We start from the raw sequence: 19109 nt of genomic DNA, 5'->3' as shown, positions 1-19109 counted from the left end.
AATCAAGGAGACACAGATGGACAGGAAGACCATTGACGCTTTGCTCAACAAGATCGACGCAAGCGCCACTCACGAAGGCGACGCACGCACCAGGGCGATCGTCAATCGCGTCGTGCGCGACCTTTTCTACACGATCGAGGATCTGGACGTCCAGCCCGACGAATTCTGGGCCGCGCTCAACTTCCTCGCCGAAGCCGGCAAGAGCGGCGAGCTCGGTCTCATTGCGCCGGGCCTCGGCTTCGAGCACTTCCTGGACCTGCGTCTCGACGAAGCCGAGCAAAAGGCCGGGCTGGCGGGCGGCACGCCGCGCACGATCGAAGGTCCGCTATACGTGGCCGGTGCGCCGGAGTCGGTCGGGCATGCGCGGCTCGACAACGGCGACGAGCCGGGCGAAACGCTCGTGATGCGCGGCCGCGTACTGGGCGAAGACGGCGCGCCGGTTGGGGGCGCGCTCGTCGAGGTGTGGCACGCGAACCATCTGGGCAACTACTCGTACTTCGACGCTTCGCAGCCCGCCTTCAACCTGCGGCGCTCGATTCGCACCAACGCCGACGGCACCTATAGCTTCCGCAGCGTGGTGCCGATCGGCTACAGCGTGCCGCCGGAAGGCAAGACGAAGCAGTTGCTCGACTCGCTGGGCCGTCATGGCCATCGGCCTGCGCATATCCACTTCTTCGTGTCGGCGCCCGGATTCCGCAAGCTGACCACGCAGATCAACATCGAGGGCGACCCCTACCTGTGGGACGACTTCGCGTTCGCCACGCGCGAGGGCCTCGTGCCGGCGGTGAAGAAGGAAGAGGGCGCGGCCGGCAAGCCGTATGACGTCAGCGGCCAGTTCGCGCTGATCGATTTCGACTTCACGCTGGTGCACGATCGCCAAGGCTTGCCGTCGACCGAAGTGGAGCGGGTTCGCGCCGAAGCCGCCTGACAACGGGAAAGGGCGCGGCTGACCTGTGGGGCAGCCTCGCAAACGAACCGCTGAGGGCTTGGAGTAAGCGCTGAAGCGCTAACTCCAAGCAACCACAGCATGGGATCTGAGTAAGCGCTAAAGCGCTAACTCCGGTCGACCGCTGAGGGCTTGGAGTAAGTGCTGAAGCACTAACTCCAAGCAACCACAGCATGGGATCTGAGTAAGCGCTAAAGCGCTAACTCAGATCGACAGGGGGCACGATGTTATTTCACGTAAAGATGGTCGTTAAGCTGCCGCCGGACTTGCCGGCCGAGACGGCGCAGCGCCTCATCGCCGACGAGAAAGCGATGGCGCAAAGGCTGCAGCAAGAAGGCGTATGGCGGCATCTCTGGAGAATCGCCGGGCAATACGCGAACTTCAGCGTGTTCGATGTGGAGAGCCCGGCTCAGCTCAACGAATTGCTGTTTCAGCTGCCGCTCTTTCGCTTCATGGAGATCGAAGTGGATGCGCTGTGCCGGCATCCGTCGTCGATTCACGAAGACGAGCGCTGAGATCAGGGGGGCGTTGCGGCACTTGAGCGATTTGGGGGGAGTTGGGCCCGTCTGCAAAGATATTCCACCAATCGCTGTGCACCCAGCTGTAGCGACTCGAAGTTCTTGAAGCAAACAACGAAGCGCCGGTTTGCCCAAGCGTCGGTTAACGGGATGACGCGGACATTGAGCACCCGTCGATAGGTTTCGGCCACCTCGATGGGAAGTACGCTGATACCCAGACCCGCCGCGACGACCCTGAACGCAGCGTCGAAGCTCGACACGATCACGCGGTACGAGATCGTCTTGCCTGCGCTCGCTGCCGCGCGCTGGAGCATCGTGTGGACGGCGGTGCTGGGTGGCAAGCCGACGTAATCGAATGGGAGCGTTTCGTCGAAGGCGATCGACTTCTTTCTCGCTAGCGGATGGGCGGAGTGCACGGCGAGAGCAAGGTGATCGTTCCGGTAGGGCCGCATTTGCAAACCCTCTAAATCGACGTTGTCCCAGCAGACGCCGACAGATGCCGCGCCCTCGCGAAGCTGCCGGACAAGATCGACTGAAAGCCTTTCTTCCACGTCCACCGTGATGTTGAGATTGGTGGGTTCGCGCATGAACGACGCGATGTCGTCGAGCAGTGCTTCGGCGATCGCGGACGGTGAAGCGCAAATGCTTACGCGTCCCTTTACGCCCCCACCGAACGCGGCAAGATCGGTGGTGATGCGCTCCATCGCGAAGAGTACGCCTCGCGACTGTTCGAGCAGCGCCGCGCCGGCTGGCGTCGTCTCGACGCCTCGACGCCCGCGCGTCAGCAGCGAAACCCCAAAATCGCTCTCCAGTTGACCGATACGCTTGCTGATCGCGGACGGCTCGATATGCGCCTCTTCCGCTGCTCTTGCGATGTTCCCGTACTCGCAAACGGCGACGAACAGGCGCAGCGTTTTCAGGTCGATGTCTCGCATGTTGCCCTTCGAGTGTGGTTTGCCCTGAACCGTCGCACCTCGCTCACCTGAGACGTGGCATTCCGGCTCGGAACGGTTGCCTTCCAAAATACCTCTTCTGGCGCGTTTCCGGAAGCTCTAAAGTGGCTGCCTCAACCCCGGCATTCGTAACCGGGGAACCAGACGGAGACAGCCCCATGTCCACCCTTCCCGCTCACGCGACGATTCGCGAAGTCGGGCTTCGCGACGGCTTGCAGAGCATCCGGACCATTCTTCCCACCGAACGCAAGATCGAATGGATTGCGGATGCCTACAGGGCCGGACAACGCGAAATCGAGGTCGGCTCGTTCGTGCCCGCGCGGCTCCTGCCTCAGTTGGCCGATACGGCCGAACTCGTGACTTACGCCAAGACGCTGCCCGGTCTCTTCGTTTCCGTGCTCGTGCCGAACCTGAAGGGCGCCGAACGTGCGATCGAGACGAACGCCGATCTGATGCTCATCCCTGTTTCGGCAAGCCGTGAACACAGCCTCGCGAACCTGCGCAAGCTTCCCGACGAGGTGATCGCCGAGGTTGCCCGCATGCGCGCTGCGCGCGACGCCGCCGGATCCGCAACCCTGATTGAAGGCGGTATCGGCACGGCATTCGGCTGCACGATCCAGGGCGATGTCGATCAGGTGGAAGTTCTGCGCTGCATGCAGGCATTGCTCGATGCCGGCGTCGATCGCGTCAGCCTGGCGGATACCGTTGGTTATGCGAGTCCGTCGGCAGTGCGCGAACTCTTCGACAAGGCGCGCGATATCGCCGGTGAGCGCCTCTGGTGCGGGCACTTTCACGATACACGCGGCCTTGCACTAGCCAACGTTTATGCCGCGCTGCAGACGGGTGTGACGCGTTTCGACGCGACGCTGGCCGGGATTGGCGGCTGCCCGCACGCCCCGGGCGCGAGCGGTAACGCGTCCAGCGAGGATCTCGCGTTCATGCTCGCAGACATGGGCATTGAAACGGGTATCGACATTCCGGCACTACTGGCGCTTCGCAAAAAAATCGCAGAGTGGCTCCCAAACGAAACGCTGCACGGTTCCTTGTGGCGTGCCGGGTTGCCGAAGACAGCCGGGACGCGATGCGCGGTCAGCGAGATCGATGTCTGAGGCAGACGATGAGCAATCAGGCGAATAACGACAGGAAGCTTCCCCTCGACGGCATACGCGTCGTCGAGTTCACACACATGGTCATGGGACCGACGTGCGGAATGATTCTCGCGGACCTTGGTGCGGAAGTGATCAAGGTCGAACCGCCGGGCGGCGACAAGACACGAATGCTCCCGGGACTGGGCATCGGATTCTTTCGTTCATTCAATCGAAACAAGAAAAGCGTCGTGATCGACGTGAACACGCCCGACGGACGCGATGCGGCGATCCGGCTAATCGGCTCCTGCGACGTGATGCTCGAGAATTTCCGGCCTGGCCTGATGGCCCAGCTGGGCCTTGACTACGACACGCTTTCTCGCGTTTATCCCCGCCTCATCTATGCGTCGCACAAGGGCTTTTTGCCTGGTCCCTACGAGAAGCGGCTTGCATTGGACGAGGTCGTGCAGATGATGGGCGGGCTTTCATACATGACGGGCCCCGTAGGGCGGCCATTGCGCGCCGGCACATCCGTCAACGACATCATGGGCGGCATGTTCGGCGCGATCGGTGTTCTGGCCGCGCTGCGCGAGCGCGACTCCACCGGTAAAGGTCAGGAAGTGCAAAGCGCGCTCTTCGAAAACTGCGTCTTCCTGTCCGCGCAGCACATGCAGCAGTACGCGATGACGGGCGAGCCTCCGATGCCGATGCCGGCGCGCGCATCGGCATGGAGTGTCTACGACGTCTTTACGCTCGCGGGCGGCGAACAGCTCTTCATAGGCGCGGTGAGCGACAAGCAGTTTATTGCACTGTGCGACGTTCTCGGATGTCCTGAACTTGCGAGCGACCCGAGATTGGCGACCAACGCCTTGCGGGTAGCGATAAGGCCCGAACTGCTGGAGCGCCTTGGTGCGATTCTTCGCGACCATAAGGCGGCGGACCTGGCGCCCAGGCTCGAAGCAGCCGGCGTCCCCTATGCGCCCATCGCGCGCCCGGAGCAACTCTTGAATGATCCGCATCTGAGGGCCAGCGGAGGGCTTGCCGTGATGGAGACCGACGACGGATGGTCGACAGACGTGGTGTTGCTGCCCATCACCATCGGCGGCAGACGGCCAGGCGTGCGTCAACCGTTGGCGCGTGTGGGAGAGCACACCGAAGAAGTTCTCTCACGGCTAACCAAATAGCCCACGCTATGAATGCACACCGGAAAACCGGTGGCATACAGGAGACACTCAGATGCAAACGAACGCCACCGCGGGCTCGACCTCGCTTGCTACCCCCAGCCCCGGGGCCGATGCGACACTCGGGGCACGGATTTCCGCGCGCATTGATCGACTGCCGGTCACGCGGCACATGTGGATGCTGGTGCTACTGATCTCGCTGGGCGGTTTCTTCGAGATTTATGACCTGATATTCACGGGGTATATCGCGCCGGGGATGGTGAAAAGCGGTCTGCTGCAGACCACGACAGAGGCGTTCTTCGGCATGACGGGTATTGCAGCTTTCATCGCCGCGACTTTTGCAGGGCTGTTTGCCGGCACCTTCGGTCTGGGCTGGATGCCCGACCGATATGGACGTCGCGCTGTCTTTACTTTCTCTCTGCTCTGGTATTCGGTCAGTTCGGCGATCATGGCATTGCAAACCACGCCGGAAGGATTGCTGCTCTGGCGATTCATCACAGGCATCGGCGTGGGCGTCGAAATTATTACCATCGACACTTATGTGACGGAGATCGTGCCGCAGCAGATGCGCGGCCGTGCGATCGCGTTCAACCAGACAGTGATGTTCGCGGCCGCTCCGGTTGCCGCGCTTCTTTCGTGGTGGCTTGTGCCTCAGAAGGTCTTCGGACTCGACGGATGGCGCGCAGTCGTATTGGCGGGCTCAGCCGGCGCCGTCGTTGTCTGGTTCATCCGGCGCCGCGTGCCCGAGAGCCCGCGCTGGCTCGCCGATCATGGCCGTCAGGCCGAAAGTGAGCGGATCGTCGACAAGATGGAATCGATTATCGTCGGGCAGTCGGGGTCGCCGTTGGCGCCGCCCGAGATCGCCGGCGCTCAGCCTGTGCAGCATCGCGTCTCTCTGGCCGACTTGTGGCAGGCTCCATACCGCTCGCGTCTGATCATGCTGGCCGTATTCAACTTCTTTCAGGCGATCGGCTATCACGGGTTTGTGAATTGGGTTCCAACGCTGCTCATTGCCCAAGGCATTACCGTGACGAAAAGCCTTCTCTATTCGTTCATCATCGCGTTCGCGATGCCTGCGGGGCCGTTGCTCGGCATGCTCTACGCGGACAGGATCCAGCGGAAATACCTCATTGTTGGAAGCGCGCTTGCAATCAGTATTTGCGGGATTGCGTTCGGGCAAATGAGATCGACGATTCCGCTCATTGTCTGCGGCATCCTGATCAGCCTCGCTACGCAGACGCTGTCGGTCTCCTGTCACGCGTACCAGTCCGAGCTGTTTCCGACGGCACTGCGCGGGCGGGCAAGCGGGATGGTCTATTCGGCGAGCCGCATCGGTGCGATGTTCTCAGGCTTCCTCATCGCGGCGCTGCTGAAGGGCTTCGGTGTGGGTGGCGTATTTGCCGGAGTGACGGCTGCAATGATTGCTGTCGCGATTTCGATCGGCGCCTTCGGCCCGCGAACCAATGGCGTACCGCTCGAGCAATTGAACCGGTGAACAGTCAATCGGAGCGGGGCTGCATGTTCGATCAATCCGGTCAAAGACAAATCAGGAGATAACCGTGGATCAGCTGTATAACGAACTTTCCCAACCGGCACGGACGGTTCGCTTCGACGGACGCATTCTGTTCCTGTCGCAGGACGCTTCCATGATGGAGCGGCAACTACTGGGAGAGGACGTGAGCCTGGAGCAAGCTCGCCCGCTGCGTACCGACGTTTCGACGGACGAGATCACGCCCGCCTACGTCTGCTATCACTACGACGAGCAACTGGGCGAGTACCCTTACCTCGGCCTCGACTGCTCCGGGACGCGGCCGGTGAAGCCGGGTTCCGTGAAAGCGGGCAATTTCGCGGTTGCCGTGGCGGGTCGGCGCTACGGCAAGGGCTCGTCGCGAGAGGCGAGCCCGTTTGCGGAATGGTGCGCGGGTATCCGTCTCGTCATCGCGGAAAGCTTTGAGCGAATCTATCGGCAGAATTGTCACAACCTCGGCATGCTTACGTCGACCGACTTCGGCCTGATCGCGCGCATCCGCCGGGGCGAGGAAATCCCGCTCGACGAATTTACGCGCGGCGAAGATGAGCTGACTGCGGAGCTGATCCGGCGAGGCGGGCTGTTCCGGCTAACCGAAGCGCGGCGCTCCGGATGGCGGCTTCCCATGCCAACGGTTCCGGTACACCCGATGACCTACGCTGAAAAAATCATCGCCAGGGCCAGCGGGTCTCGCAATGTGGCGACTGGGCAGAGTGTATTCGCGACGGCGAACTGGCGTTATGCGCACGAGTACGTCTCGCCCATGTCCATCAGTTTCCTGCGCCGCGAGTATGGCGACGGCATCGAGCTGCATGATCCGCACTCGATCGTCTGCTTTTCCGATCACCTGACTTTCATTCACCGAAGCATGCCGTCAGAGCGGCGCGCGCTCGGACTGCTCGATCTGGCACAGAGGCTTGGGCAGGTGCAGACGGCTTTCTGCGAGCAGTTCGGGCTGCGTCATCACGGCCTGTTGGCCGATCGCGAGGGTTCCGAAGGCATCAGCCATTCCATCATGGCTGAGCGCTACGTTGAACCCGGTCACCTTGTGGTGGGAACCGATTCTCATACGCCGCACTGTGGCGCGTTGGGCGCACTCGCGTTCGGGATCGGCGCCACGGAGATGGCGAACGCCTGGCTTACGGGTGATGTGCGTGTGAAGGTGCCCGAGACTTGCCGAGTCAACCTGACCGGCGAACTGCCGCCGGGCGTCGAAGCAAAAGATATCGTCCTTCATCTTCTTCGCCTGCCATACGTAAGAGAGGGACGGGCCATTGGCCAGGTGATCGAATACACCGGCGAGGCGATCGCGGAGCTGACGACGGATGAACGCGCGACGCTGACCAACATGGTCGCCGAGATAGGCGGGTTTACCGGCATCATCGTGCCCGACAGCGAGACGCAACGCTTCTTGCGCGAGCGCAGGGGCGTCGAGTTCGAGATCGAGCCCTGGATGCATAGCGATCCCGATGCCCCAGTTGCGCACACGATCGAAGTGGACTGCTCACGACTGGAACCGATGCTTGCCAGCCCGGGTGATCCGGGGCATGGCCTGATGGTTTCGGAACTCGGCAACGACGTAAAAGTGGATATCGCCTACGGCGGCTCGTGTACGGGTGGAAAGCGGGAGGACCTCAAGCGCTGCCATGACGTGATCAGGTGGGCGCTGGAGCATGGTCTGAAAGTCGCCGAATCGACGCGTTTCATCCTGCAGTTCGGTAGTCAGGACGTTCGCGACTATTGTGCGCGCGAGGGGATGCTCGAGGCGTTCGAGCGCGCAGGTGTCGAACTGATCGAGCCGGGTTGCGGTGCATGCGTCAACGCTGGGCCGGGTGTTTCGGAGCGTCCGGATCAGGTGACGGTCAGTGCGATCAATCGCAACTTCCCTGGGCGCTCGGGTCCGGGCCAGGTCTGGCTGGCGAGTCCGTCGACCGTTGCCGCGAGCGCGATCGCAGGCCGCATTGTCAGCTTCGAACAACTGCTTGCAGGGAGAAGTAATGCGAAGGGTGATGCTCGATACCAAGGATGTCCAGATACTTGACGCCTTGCAGAAGGACGGGCGTTTGACAAACGCTGAGCTTGCCCAGAGCCTCGGCATGTCTGCATCCCCGTGCTGGCGCCGCGTGCAACGGCTCGAACAGATTGGCGTGATTCGCGGCTATCGTGCCGAAGTCGATCGCCAGAGAGTCGGTCTCGGCGTGCTTGCATTCGTTCGGGTTTCGATCGATTCCTATTCGGAAGTGGAAGCCAGCCGCTTTGCCGAGCGGATGCAGGGCTTCGAGCACGTGGTGGCCTGCTATCAGGTTGCCGGTGAAGTCGATTTTCTTCTACAGGTTGTTGCTGCCGATCTGGACTCGTACGAGTCGACGGTAGTGGACCTGCGGCGCATTCCCGGTATCCGGTCGATGCACACGATGTTCGTGCTCAACGAGATCAAAGCGCCCGCCGGGTTGCCGGTTCGCGCCACGCTGGAGGATGAGGCCTGAGGTTGCCGCGATTGCTGTATCGCGCACCGCGTCCGAGACCAAACGGGGTCACGTAAACGCGGTGCGCGAATGCGTCATGGACGATGACGCGGCTTACTCCTTCACCTCAACCGCTCCGTTGATCGTGATCGCAACCATACCGAGGCTGGCTTCGACCGCGCCCCGCGGCGCAAGCGGCGCGATCTCGTCATGCGGGCTGTCGAAATAGCGCAACTCGGCTGTGCCGGAGGTCATCGGCCCCAGCACCACGTCACCCACGGCGGCACGCAGCAGACGCAGCGAACCGCGATCCGGTTCGCCGACCACGCTCGGCGAACCCGCCAGGTTGACGACGGGATGAGCGAGCAGGCCTAGCGGGCGGCCCTCTTTTTCGTCGAGCGTGGCCTTCACTTCCACGAGGCGGCGATCCTTCGATGCCACACTGGCGCCGATCACGGTTCCCGCACGCGGCGAGGCAGCCGCGCGATGCTCGAGTGCGTACGAACGCGTCATCCAGATCTGGCCCATCTTTTTCGGCCAGCCCTGTAGCAGACCACGCGCCATTGCGATGTCCTGGTCAATCCAGATCAGCGGGCAGAAATTCAGCAGCTCCCCCGACTTGGTTTCCACCTCGACCAGTACGAAGAACTCCTTGTACTGCGCGTAGACCGGATCGGCGAGTTCCCAGCCGTTGGTCGTCGATTGCCATTCGCAGACGTGTCCGCATGCGCGACCGGTTGCCGTGCCGAGGTTTTCGGGCACGTAAGATTGCGCGACCTGAATGTCGACGTCATACGCGAGCGACAGGACCTGGCCGGCGTAGTGCCACGGAGGAGGCGAAAGAAGAGACGATTGACCGTTCGGCGTATACGGAGGAAAGAACCCTTTCAACATGGTGTTTGTCCCTTGCGACGAATTGAATTGGCCCGATTGCCACGAAAAATTCTATGTCTCTACTAAGGGAATGTGCTTTCTATTGCGAATTCTGCGTCGAAGAAAAAGAAATGTCCTGTCAAGAACGAGGGAATCGAGGGCAGGAGATTGCATCGATGCAGTCCGGCTCCAGGTTTGATCGATACCGAGTCGAACGGGGCAGGGCAGGTCAAGCCCGCCAGTTCGCCTCGGTGCGCCAGTTCTCGACGTCCATCGGGCTGACACTTTCTCGTTGCACCGCTGGTGCTGTATGATTCTCTTTTGCAACATATGTTGTGATTTTTGTTGATTTGACACTTTTTGTTGATATTTGGTCTGCAGCACGGATTGACCACCCGTCCGTACCGCGGACCGAAGATGTTCCTGAGTGTTTTGCAATCGAGGTCATACAGCCCATGCCGATTCTCAACCCCACGGTAGTTTCCGGCGCTCCCTTCGAGATTGGCCAGCATCTGGGCCAACTCGCGCGTCCCGTCATGGACGCCTACATATCGCAGAGCAATGCGTGGCGTTCGGTTCGCCGCTGGCGCGGGCATGCCTTCGTGCGCGCGCTGCGCGAAGCGGCCGAGGCTTCGTTCCCGGCCATCGTCGCCGAATTGGACGGCATGGCGGCTGGCCTCGGATGGCCCGCCGAAGACGTGTTCCTCTGGAACTGCCGCGGCGAGCTGATCCACAACGCGCCGGACGGCTGCACCACGCTGGCCGCGCGTCACGGCAGCGAACGCTTCATCGCTCATAACGAAGACGGCGATCCGTTCCTGCGCGACAAATGCGTGCTCGTCGACGTGAGGCCTGCCGGCAAGCCGGGGTTCGTGAGCTTCTACTACCCGGGGTCGTTGCCCGGGCACACGTTCGCCGTCAATCGCGCGGGCCTCGTCCAGGCGATCAACAACATCCGCATCAAGCATCCGTCTGCGGGCGTGCCGCGCATGATCCTCGCGCGCGCCGCGCTCGACGCAGCATCGCTCGACGAGGCCGTGCGCGTGCTCGTCGACGCGCCGCGCGCGAGCGGCTTTCACCATACGCTCGGCTGCGCCGGCGACGCGCGCCTCTTGAGCGTCGAGGCGACCGTGGCGCGCTGCTCGGTGCGGGAGATCGCCGAAACAGCCGGCCACGCGAATCATTTGATTCACGCCGGTTGCGATGCCGAGCCGCAAATCGTCACGGATTCGTCACGCGACCGGCAAGCGCGTCTCGGGCACATCCTGCCGAAGGGCGACGGCGTGAGCGCTCGAGGCCTGCTCCGAGTGCTGCTCGACAAGGCGCCTTCAGGCCTGCCGATCTACCGCGATGACCCAGCGGACCCGGACGACGAAAACACGCTGGCGACCGCGCTTTTTGCCATCAAGGACAGCGGCGTGGAGTTCGAAGTTCATCAGCAAGGCGAGCTTCGATTCAAGCAATCCGTCGCGAGAGAATCGTTCTAGCACCGGCTAGCCGCGCGCCAAACGCAAAGAATCGTCAAATGCCTCGCCAATTCATGGCGCGAGCCGGGAACGCCCCTTGCTTCCGCCCGGTTCGTCGCCTATAACGTGCGAAGACCAACTGGCGGAGAGGCATCTTGGATCTGGACAGCGTACGCGTATTCGTCATGACCCGAGGCATCGACATCGGGACCAAAGTCATCGGCGCGATCGTGCTGTGGGTCGTCGGGCGATGGGCGATCGGCCTGATCACGGGCCTGCTGCGCAGGATGCTTGCGAAGAACGGCAAGGTCGATGAGACGCTCGCGCACTACCTCGCTTCGATACTCAGCACCGTGCTGACCCTGCTGCTGATCCTCGCGATCCTGCAGGTGTTCGGCGTGCAGACCACGTCGTTCGCCGCGCTGCTCGCCGGTCTCGGCCTCGCGATCGGCACGGCGTGGGGCGGCTTGCTGGCGCATTTCGCGGCGGGGGTCTTCATGCAGGTGCTGCGTCCGTTCAAGGTCGGCGACTTCGTGAGCGCGGGCGGCGTGACCGGCACGGTGAAGGAGCTGGGCCTGTTCGGCACCACGATCATCACGCCGGACAACGTGACCACGATCGTCGGCAACAACAAGATCTTCTCCGACACGATCGCGAACTACAGCGTGTTGCCGGTGCGGCGCGTCGAGCTGACCGCGAAGATCGCCAACGGCGTCGACCCGATCGATGCGGCCAATCGCTTGCGCGCCGCCATCACGCGCATTCCCAACGTCACCACGGATCCGGCGCCCGATATCGAGGTGCTGTCGTTCACGCCGGAGGGGCCGCTGCTGTGCGTGCGTCCCTATACGCACAATAGCCACTACTGGCAGGTCTATTTCGACACGAACCGCGCGATCATCGAGACCTTCCGCGAAGCCGGCTATCCGACGCCGGAGACGCCGTTGGCGCGGCGGGCGGTGGGGTGAGGCTTGTCGGCGCGACGAGCCACATGTTCGCGTAGCCGCCGTTGTTGCCGGCTTCGAGCAGCTCGACCCACTCGTCCATATTCGAAGCGCGCTGGCACGCGCGGCGGGCGCGAATGTATTCTCGGGCACCTTCTCGATGTCGTAGCCGCTGTAGCCGACGATCGTGGTCCCGGCGGCGACGAGACCCCCTGCCGTGACCCAGAAGTCGGTCATGCTCGCGATCCAGCCGGGGCAGCCTTGCATCACCATCCGGTGGCCGTCGTCGGGCTCGATATCGAGGATGGTGTTCATGTATTGACCGTTCCAGAATTCGGTGAAGCTCTCGTGCCCGAGCACGATACGGCCGTCGGCCGTGGATGACCCCGTAGCGATGAAGGCGCTGCAATGGCTCTTCGCCTGCGAGCCCGCAGTCACGGGCGCGGACGCGTAGTGTTGTGCGACGGTCGGCCACCAGTAGCCGGTCAGCTCTTCATAAGCGTTCCAGCCGATGACGTCGGCAAGCGTCGACGAAGAACGCATACTCCCTGCCGATCGTTTGCAGCGTCATTGCCTCGTAGACGCGCAACGCCTCGGCGTATTCGCGCGCGACGAGAAAGCCGTGCTGGAAGCCGCGCTCGAATGGGGCGCCGCGTGTCTTCAGGTGGACCCAGCCGTTGACGTCCGTGCGGCTCGCTTTCGCAAGCCAGGCGCGCTCCTGCGCGTTCAAGTTCTCGAGGCTTGCGTTTCCCGCTACGTGGTTGAACGTCGCATTGGACATGTGCGCCTCCTGCCCTGTCGTGGTCGCCGCTCTCGCAGGTGCAACGCTGCCGAGCCGACGGCGAGAGCCTCCAAAAAATGTAGCAGGCGCGCCTTCGAGTAAAAGCTGTTAGACCTGACAGTCAGGGGGACTACTGCGGCAGATCTGGCCTGTCATCTCTAGCAGGTATTGCTGTGGCGCAATAAGTGCTGGAATGTTTTCTGAAATCTTTCCTACACTATCTTTCAGGCCACAGCGAAAAGGGCCATTGGCGATCCAGGACGCCAAGCCAACACTCTCGATCTCACGCATAAGCGATATCTCTGAAGCCGTAGCATTGCCGCAGTCATTCGCAACTAAAACTGACGGCCTGCCGTCGACCGGGGGAAACATGAATCGCATCTTTTTTGGCGCGGTGTTTTGCGCGCTGGCGACCATAGCGACAACGGCGCATGCGCAAAGCAGCGTGCAGCTCTATGGCATCGTCGACGACGCATTGACCTACGTAAGCAATCAGGGAGGCAGCCATGCCTGGGCGCAATTCAGCGGCGTTGGCCAATCCGACCGCTGGGGCCTGCGCGGCACGGAAGATCTCGGCAGCGGCAATCGCGCGATATTCCGGCTCGAAAACGGCTTCACGATCAACAACGGCCAATTGGCTCAAGGGGGATTGGAGTTCGGCCGCCAAGCCTTCGTGGGGCTGGAGAGCGACCGCCTCGGCAGCCTGACGCTCGGCCGCCAATACGACTTCATGACGGTCTATTTGACGGAGTTCTCTGCGGGAACACTCACGCCTTCCGTCTTTGCCTTCCATGTGGGCGATCTCGACCGTCTTGGCGGCGAGCGCATCAACAACGCGGTCAAGTACCAGACGCCGGAGTTCCATGGTCTGCGGCTCGGTGCGCTGTATTCGTTCGGCGGACAAGCCGGTAATTTCTCGGCCAATAGCGCCGAGGCCTTCGGCCTGCAATACGCGCTCGGCGATCTGCATCTGGCGGCGGCCTATGTCGCGATGCATAACTACGTGCAGACGTTCGGCATCGGCACTTCGGTGCTCGGCAATTCATTGCACAGCAGCGCCCCGCTCGGCGTCTTGCTGAAGCCGCAGACGTTCGACAAGGTCACTGTGGCGGGATTCGGCGCGGGATATCGGCTCGGCCCGGCATATTTCCACGGGTTGTTTACGCTGGTCGATTTTCAGCGGAAGGGGGAATCCGACGTGCTTCGCACGGCGGAAGGCGGCGCGAAATATTACGTGACGTACGCGTGGTCGCTCGCGGCAAGCTATGCCTATTCCAAGCTCGGGGAAAACCATTGGAATCAGGTCGCGATCGGCGCCGACTACGCCTTTTCGAAGCGTACTGACATCTATTTGAATGCCGTGTATTTGCATGCCGGCGCGGGCACGATGGCCGAGCTGTATCTGTTGCCGCAGTCGAGCACCAATACGCAGACGGTGGTTTCGCTCGGCATGCGCCATCTCTTCTAGCGCCTCCTCGCGAGGCGCGCGGCACGCATTCCCAATGGGCCGCGCACCCGCGAATGCGCAAGGAAATATTACCTGTCCCCGCTTACTGAAAAGAACGATCGTGTTATTGGCGGTGCACGAGATTGCGTCTCGATTTCAATTCGGTGACTTGCGCAGTTTTTGTTAGGGAATTCGAGCAATTGAATTACACCCATGCTCGATACCATACTGAAGAAAACAAACTGACAAATGTCTTCCTCCTCGAATCCGGAAGGGCGAGAGGTCGCGCTGCGCATTTCCGGTTCGTCTTGATGCAATAGCTTTACTTTTAAAGGTGTTCGTGCCGCTGGTTAAGGCGTGCAATTGTCTTTGCGTAAACGATACAAGCCGCGCATTGGTGATTCGGTGCTTCATTGGTGATTTGGTGCTTTTTATTCCGCGCTAAATCGGGGCACGAAATTAAATTACGCACCAGTGTAAACGCTTGATTTGGCAGTTGGCAGTGAGCTTCATCCGAAACGCTCGGGGGAGGTATGCGCAAAATACTCGGACTCACGCGCCGGCTGATACGGAACCGGTGCTCCACCGGTTTGGCATTCGTCGTGCTCCTGCTGGGCATGGGCGCGACGGTGACGATGTATCTCGTCAGCTCCGAGCTGGTGTATCACGAGGCCAGGCTGCGCTTCGACAACGATACGAGCGACGTCGAGCAGAGAGTCGCCATGCGCGTGCGCCTCTATTCCGACGTGCTCGTGACGATGCAGGCGCTGTTCGGCGCCAAGGACGAAGTGGCGCGCGGCGAGTTCCGCGATTTCGTCGACGGGCTCGATCTGCCCGGCCGCTATCCCGGCTTTCAGACCTTGAACTATGCGCCTTATGTGCGCGGCGCGGACATCGGCGCGTTTGTCTCGCGCCTGCGCGGCGATCCGTTATTGAAAAAGGCCGGCGTCGATTTCGCGATTCGCCCGCCGGGTGAGCGGCCCGCGTATTACGTGTTGAGCTATGTCGAGCCGCTGACGCAGAACCTGCCGTCGCTCGGCATCGACATGGGCGCGGATACGCGCCGGCTCGCGGCGCTCGAGCGTTCGCGCGATACCGGCGAAGCGATCAGCAGCGGGCGTCTGATTTTCATCGATGGCGGTGCGCAACATGTGGGGCTGGCCTTGCGCATGCCTGTGTATCGCCGGGGCCTGCCGCTCGCGACGGTGGAGGAGCGTCGCCGCGCGTATCTCGGCTCGGTCGGCGCGGGGATACGGGTGAGCGACCTGATGGCGGACCTGCTCGGCCAAGAGACGCTGCGCCTGATCCAATTTCGCATCTACGACGCCGGATCGTTCCGCGTGAAGGTGGTGCCGCCTTCGCCCGCCACGCTGCTTTACGACAGCGTGGGTGGCGTATCGACAGCGACGGGCGGCCAACATGGCGCGGCAGGCGCGAGCGGTCTCGCGCGCTTCATGGCCGCGCACGTGAAATCGGCGGATGCCGTGTCGGCCATCGCCAGCGATAACCCGCACCTCGAGCGCAGCATCGTGCAGTCGTTCGGCGGACGGCGCTGGCTGATCGTGTTCAAGGCGGATCCGATGGCCTTGAGCGGTCCGCAGCGGTTCCTGCCGGGGCTCACGTTCGTGGTGGGCTCGATCATCACGATGCTGCTGAGCTGCCTCGCGTACGCGCTCTCGACCTCGCGCGTGCGCGCCGTGAAGCTCGCGAACCAGATCACGTTCACCTTGCGCGAGAGCGAACGCGCGCGCGCCGAAGCGCAGCGCATCGCGCACCTGGGCGACTGGCGCGTCGATCTCGATCACGGGGTCATTCATCTCTCGAACGAGATGGCGCGGCTGATCGGCTGGCGCGGCGGCAAGGCGACCGGGAAAGCGCTGCTGCGCGCCATCGAACCCGCAGACCGTGCGGCGCTCTTTGCACAGGCGAAGCGCACCTTGGGCAGCGGCTCGGCGTTCGAGTTCGAATGCCGCTACCGGTCGCGGCGCGGCCGGCGCGGCTGGCTGCGTGTGATCGGGCATGCGTACGGCCCGACGGAGCAGCGCACGCTGCGCGGCACCGCGCTCGAGATCACGAGGCAGAAAGCGGCGGAGCGCGTGCGCGAGCTCGAGCACGCGATCACGCTGCAGCTCGCGACTGCAACCAACGAGATCGAAGTCTTCCAGCAGCTGGTCGCATCGCTCGCGCAGGGAATGGGCTGGGAGGCGGGCGCGTTCTGGCCGACGCGCGCAGGCCTCAAGCAGTCGCTGCGCTCGACGTACGCCGCGCCGTGCGCCGAACTCGAGCCGTGGCTCGCGGTGCGTTCGCCGTTTGCGCCCGATAGCGACGAGCTGCCCGATGTGCCTTCGTGGTACGGGGGAAACGAGGTGTCGGGGCTCGCGCAAGCGCGCTGGCTTGCCGAGGCGGGCATCCTTACGGTGTTCTCCTTTGCGCTGCGCACGGGCTCCGTCGTGCTGGGCGTGGCGGAGTTCTACGCCCGCGAACGGCGCCATGCGGATCCGCATGCGCTCGCGATGGCGCGCTCGATCGCAAGCCAGTTGAGCCACTTCCTGCAGCGCCGGCAGGCCGAAGACAACTTGCACTTCATCGCGACCCACGACGCGCTGACCGGCCTGCCCAACCGCCTGATGTTCAAGGAGCGGCTCGACGACGCCTTGCTGCACGCCCGCGAGGACGGCACGACGCTGCACGTGCTGTTCATCGACCTCGACCGCTTCAAGGACATCAACGATTCGCTCGGGCATAACGTCGGCGATCAACTGCTGCGTGCGGTGGCCGACCGTCTGCTCGGCGAAGTCAAGGATGCTGAAATGATCGCGCGATTGGGCGGCGACGAATTCACGGTGCTCGTCAAGCAGCGTGACCAGCACGAGAACGTCCTGCGCACGATCGAAGAGATTCAGGCCGCGCTCGCGAGACCGGTGGTCGTGAGCGACATGCAATTGCAGGTGAGCGCGAGTATCGGCATCAGCTCGTTTCCCGACGACGGCGACGACGCCCAAACGCTCCTCAAGCACGCCGACATCGCGATGTACGGCGCCAAGCAGCGCGGCAAGAACACCTATCAGCTGTATATGCGCCAGATGAGCATGTCGCTGCAGCGGCGCGTCGAGATGGAGGCGCATCTGCGGCAGGCGATCGAGAACCGCGAGTTCACGCTGCGCTATCAGCCGCGCGTGTGCCTGGCGACGAACCAGTGCACGGGTGTCGAAGCGCTGCTGCGCTGGCAGAGCCCGGCGCTCGGTCTCGTGATGCCGTCGGACTTCATCCCGCTTGCCGAGGAAACGGGCGTGATCGTGCCGCTCGGCGCATGGGTGCTGCGCGAAGCCTGCCGGCAAAGCGCCGAGTGGCTTGCGGCCGGCGGCGGTCAGATCCGCGTGGCCGTCAATCTGTCGGCGGGGCAGTTCGCGTCGCCGGATCTGCTCGACCACATTCTCGAAGCGCTCGACGAAGCGCATCTGCCGGGCGATTTCCTCGAGCTCGAGCTGACCGAGAGCATGGTCATGCGCCAGCCCGAGCAGGCGGCCCGTTGGCTGTCGAGCCTGAAGCAGACCGGTGTGCGCCTGTCGATCGACGATTTCGGCACCGGCTATTCGTCGCTCGCGTATCTGACGCGTTTCCCGATCGACCTCGTGAAGATCGATCGATCCTTCATTCGCGACATCCCCGACAGCCGCGGCGACGCGCAGATCACGAGCGCCGTGATCGCGCTCGGGCACAGCCTCGGGCTGAAGGTGATCGCGGAAGGGGCGGAAACCCAAGCGCAGGTGGATTTCCTGTGCAACGAAGGCTGCGACGAAGTACAGGGGTACTTCTTCAGCCGTCCCATTCCCGCCAGCGAAGTCGGAAGTTTCGTCAGTCGCCGGCAGGATGCCGTCACTGCCGAAAAACGCAGGCCGGCGACATTGCGCGTGGTGGACATGAGCCGCGAACGCGCTTACCACACCTAGTCAGGAGAGGACATGATGAAAGCACAAGGCCAAATCGTGGAGACGCAGTGGCAAGTCATCGACACACTGAATTTCGAACGCATGAAGCAGAAGATGCTGCACGGCAAGCGCAGCATGTGGACCGCGGAGACGCTCGCGCGCGCGGAGGCGGGCTATCGGCGCTTCCTGAAGCTCGCGGTCAAGTATCCGCACATGCCGGTCGTGCCGAGCGAGGCTGTCGACGAGTTCTGGCATGCGCATATTCTCGACACGCAGCGCTATGCGGCCGATTGCGAGCGCATCTTCGGCGCGCCGCTGCATCACAACCCGTATGTCGGCATCGACGGGCCGGAAGATGAGGCGCGTCTCATGCGGATGGCGGAGGAGACCAATGCGCTGATGGCGTCGGAGTTCAGTGCGGAGCAGGCGGATGCGGCGTATTGCGCGGTGTCGGCTGAGGGCAAGGCGGCGTACTGCGCCGTGTCGGCGTCGGGCAAGGCCGCGTACTGCGCGGTCGCTGCGTCGAGCAAGGCGGCGTACTGCGCGGTGTCGGCGTCGGACAAGGCCGCGTACTGCGCGGTCGCTGCGTCGAGCAATGCGGCTTATTGCGCGGTGTCGGCGCCGGAGAAGCCCGCGTACTGCGCGGTGTCGGCATCGTCGAGCGACGCCGCTTATTGCGCGGTGGCCGCGGCAGGCAAGCCCGCATACTGCGCCGTATCCGCATCGGGCAAAGCGGCCTACTGTGCTGTCGCCGCTGGCGTCGAGGCCGGCGCCGCGCCGGACACCATCGCCGCGGCCTATTGCGCTGTCGCGTCGCTGAAGGCTGCCGCCTACTGCGCCGTCGCAGCCGCACCGGCCTATTGCGCGGTCGACTCGGTTTCGAGCCCGGCGCGCGAATCGGCGGTTCAGGCCACGCGCGCGGCTTGACCGCGCCATCGAGGGGACAGGGCGCCCATCAAAGCAAACGAGCGGCACATGTGCCGCTCGTTTCGA

The 19109-nt window shown here is 62.8% G+C and carries 15 protein-coding genes; 12 read left to right on the top strand and 3 right to left on the bottom strand.

The features are described 5' to 3' along the window. Positions 1-16: 16 nt before the first annotated feature. Complete coding sequence (gene catA / locus FAZ69_RS21575) at positions 17-928, top strand: catechol 1,2-dioxygenase (protein ID WP_136897130.1); 912 nt, start codon at positions 17-19, stop codon at positions 926-928. 242 nt (positions 929-1170) lie between these two features. Next, positions 1171-1461 carry a muconolactone Delta-isomerase gene (gene catC / locus FAZ69_RS21570; protein WP_136897129.1) on the top strand — a complete coding sequence of 97 codons (291 nt, stop codon included), beginning with the start codon at positions 1171-1173 and terminating at the stop codon, positions 1459-1461. A 2-nt stretch (positions 1462-1463) separates the two neighbouring features. Here catC and FAZ69_RS21565 read toward each other — a convergent pair whose 3' ends face one another. After that, positions 1464-2399, bottom strand: a complete 936-nt coding sequence (locus FAZ69_RS21565) for a LysR family transcriptional regulator (RefSeq protein ID WP_136897128.1) — start codon at positions 2397-2399, stop codon at positions 1464-1466. Positions 2400-2575: 176 nt separating this feature from the next. On the opposite strand from FAZ69_RS21565, the gene FAZ69_RS21560 reads away from it, so the two are divergent. The 5 genes from FAZ69_RS21560 (at position 2576) to FAZ69_RS21540 (ending at position 8697) form a co-directional block, all read left to right on the top strand. Continuing rightward, positions 2576-3526 carry a hydroxymethylglutaryl-CoA lyase gene (locus FAZ69_RS21560; protein WP_136897269.1) on the top strand — a complete coding sequence of 317 codons (951 nt, stop codon included), beginning with the start codon at positions 2576-2578 and terminating at the stop codon, positions 3524-3526. An 8-nt stretch (positions 3527-3534) separates the two neighbouring features. After that, positions 3535-4686 (top strand): CaiB/BaiF CoA transferase family protein, encoded by a 1152-nt coding sequence (locus FAZ69_RS21555; RefSeq protein WP_136897127.1) that lies wholly within the window; start codon positions 3535-3537, stop codon positions 4684-4686. Positions 4687-4738: 52 nt separating this feature from the next. Continuing rightward, on the top strand, positions 4739-6178 hold the full coding sequence (locus FAZ69_RS21550) for an MFS transporter (RefSeq protein ID WP_136897126.1): 1440 nt from the start codon (positions 4739-4741) through the stop codon (positions 6176-6178). A gap of 151 nt (positions 6179-6329) precedes the next feature. Then, positions 6330-8252 (top strand): aconitase family protein, encoded by a 1923-nt coding sequence (locus tag FAZ69_RS21545; protein WP_136897268.1) that lies wholly within the window; start codon positions 6330-6332, stop codon positions 8250-8252. Beyond that, a complete protein-coding gene (locus FAZ69_RS21540; protein ID WP_206171226.1) occupies positions 8221-8697 on the top strand; it encodes an Lrp/AsnC family transcriptional regulator in 477 nt (158 codons plus the stop codon). Before FAZ69_RS21545 ends, FAZ69_RS21540 begins: the two co-directional genes overlap by 32 nt. Before the next feature lie 93 nt (positions 8698-8790). Here the strand turns inward: FAZ69_RS21540 and FAZ69_RS21535 are convergent, their stop codons facing one another. Continuing rightward, complete coding sequence (locus FAZ69_RS21535) at positions 8791-9570, bottom strand: acetoacetate decarboxylase family protein (RefSeq protein ID WP_136897124.1); 780 nt, start codon at positions 9568-9570, stop codon at positions 8791-8793. Between the two features lie 434 nt (positions 9571-10004). Between FAZ69_RS21535 and FAZ69_RS21530 the strand changes: the two genes are divergently transcribed. Beyond that, the gene (locus tag FAZ69_RS21530) at positions 10005-11036 is read left to right on the top strand and encodes a C45 family autoproteolytic acyltransferase/hydrolase (protein ID WP_136897123.1); all 1032 of its coding nucleotides are present in this window, start codon (positions 10005-10007) and stop codon (positions 11034-11036) included. A gap of 164 nt (positions 11037-11200) precedes the next feature. Continuing rightward, positions 11201-11983: a mechanosensitive ion channel family protein gene (locus FAZ69_RS21525; protein ID WP_439654786.1), complete on the top strand. Its 783-nt coding sequence runs from the start codon at positions 11201-11203 to the stop codon at positions 11981-11983. A gap of 469 nt (positions 11984-12452) precedes the next feature. On the opposite strand, the gene FAZ69_RS21515 is transcribed toward FAZ69_RS21525, so the two are convergent. Then, complete coding sequence (locus FAZ69_RS21515; protein WP_136897121.1) at positions 12453-12740, bottom strand: hypothetical protein; 288 nt, start codon at positions 12738-12740, stop codon at positions 12453-12455. Positions 12741-12933: 193 nt separating this feature from the next. On the opposite strand from FAZ69_RS21515, the gene FAZ69_RS21510 reads away from it, so the two are divergent. From FAZ69_RS21510 to FAZ69_RS21500, 3 genes are all read left to right on the top strand, one after another. Continuing rightward, complete coding sequence (locus FAZ69_RS21510; protein WP_136897120.1) at positions 12934-14208, top strand: porin; 1275 nt, start codon at positions 12934-12936, stop codon at positions 14206-14208. A gap of 569 nt (positions 14209-14777) precedes the next feature. Beyond that, positions 14778-18137, top strand: a complete 3360-nt coding sequence (locus FAZ69_RS21505) for a bifunctional diguanylate cyclase/phosphodiesterase (RefSeq protein ID WP_240702393.1) — start codon at positions 14778-14780, stop codon at positions 18135-18137. A gap of 12 nt (positions 18138-18149) precedes the next feature. Then, positions 18150-19043 carry a glycine-rich domain-containing protein gene (locus FAZ69_RS21500; RefSeq protein ID WP_240702392.1) on the top strand — a complete coding sequence of 298 codons (894 nt, stop codon included), beginning with the start codon at positions 18150-18152 and terminating at the stop codon, positions 19041-19043. Positions 19044-19109 lie beyond the last annotated feature (66 nt).

Origin of the sequence: Trinickia terrae, from assembly GCF_005144415.1 — a bacterium.
Taxonomy (GTDB): Bacteria; Pseudomonadota; Gammaproteobacteria; order Burkholderiales; family Burkholderiaceae; genus Trinickia_A; species Trinickia_A terrae.
This window is presented reverse-complemented; position numbering and strand designations above follow the sequence as displayed.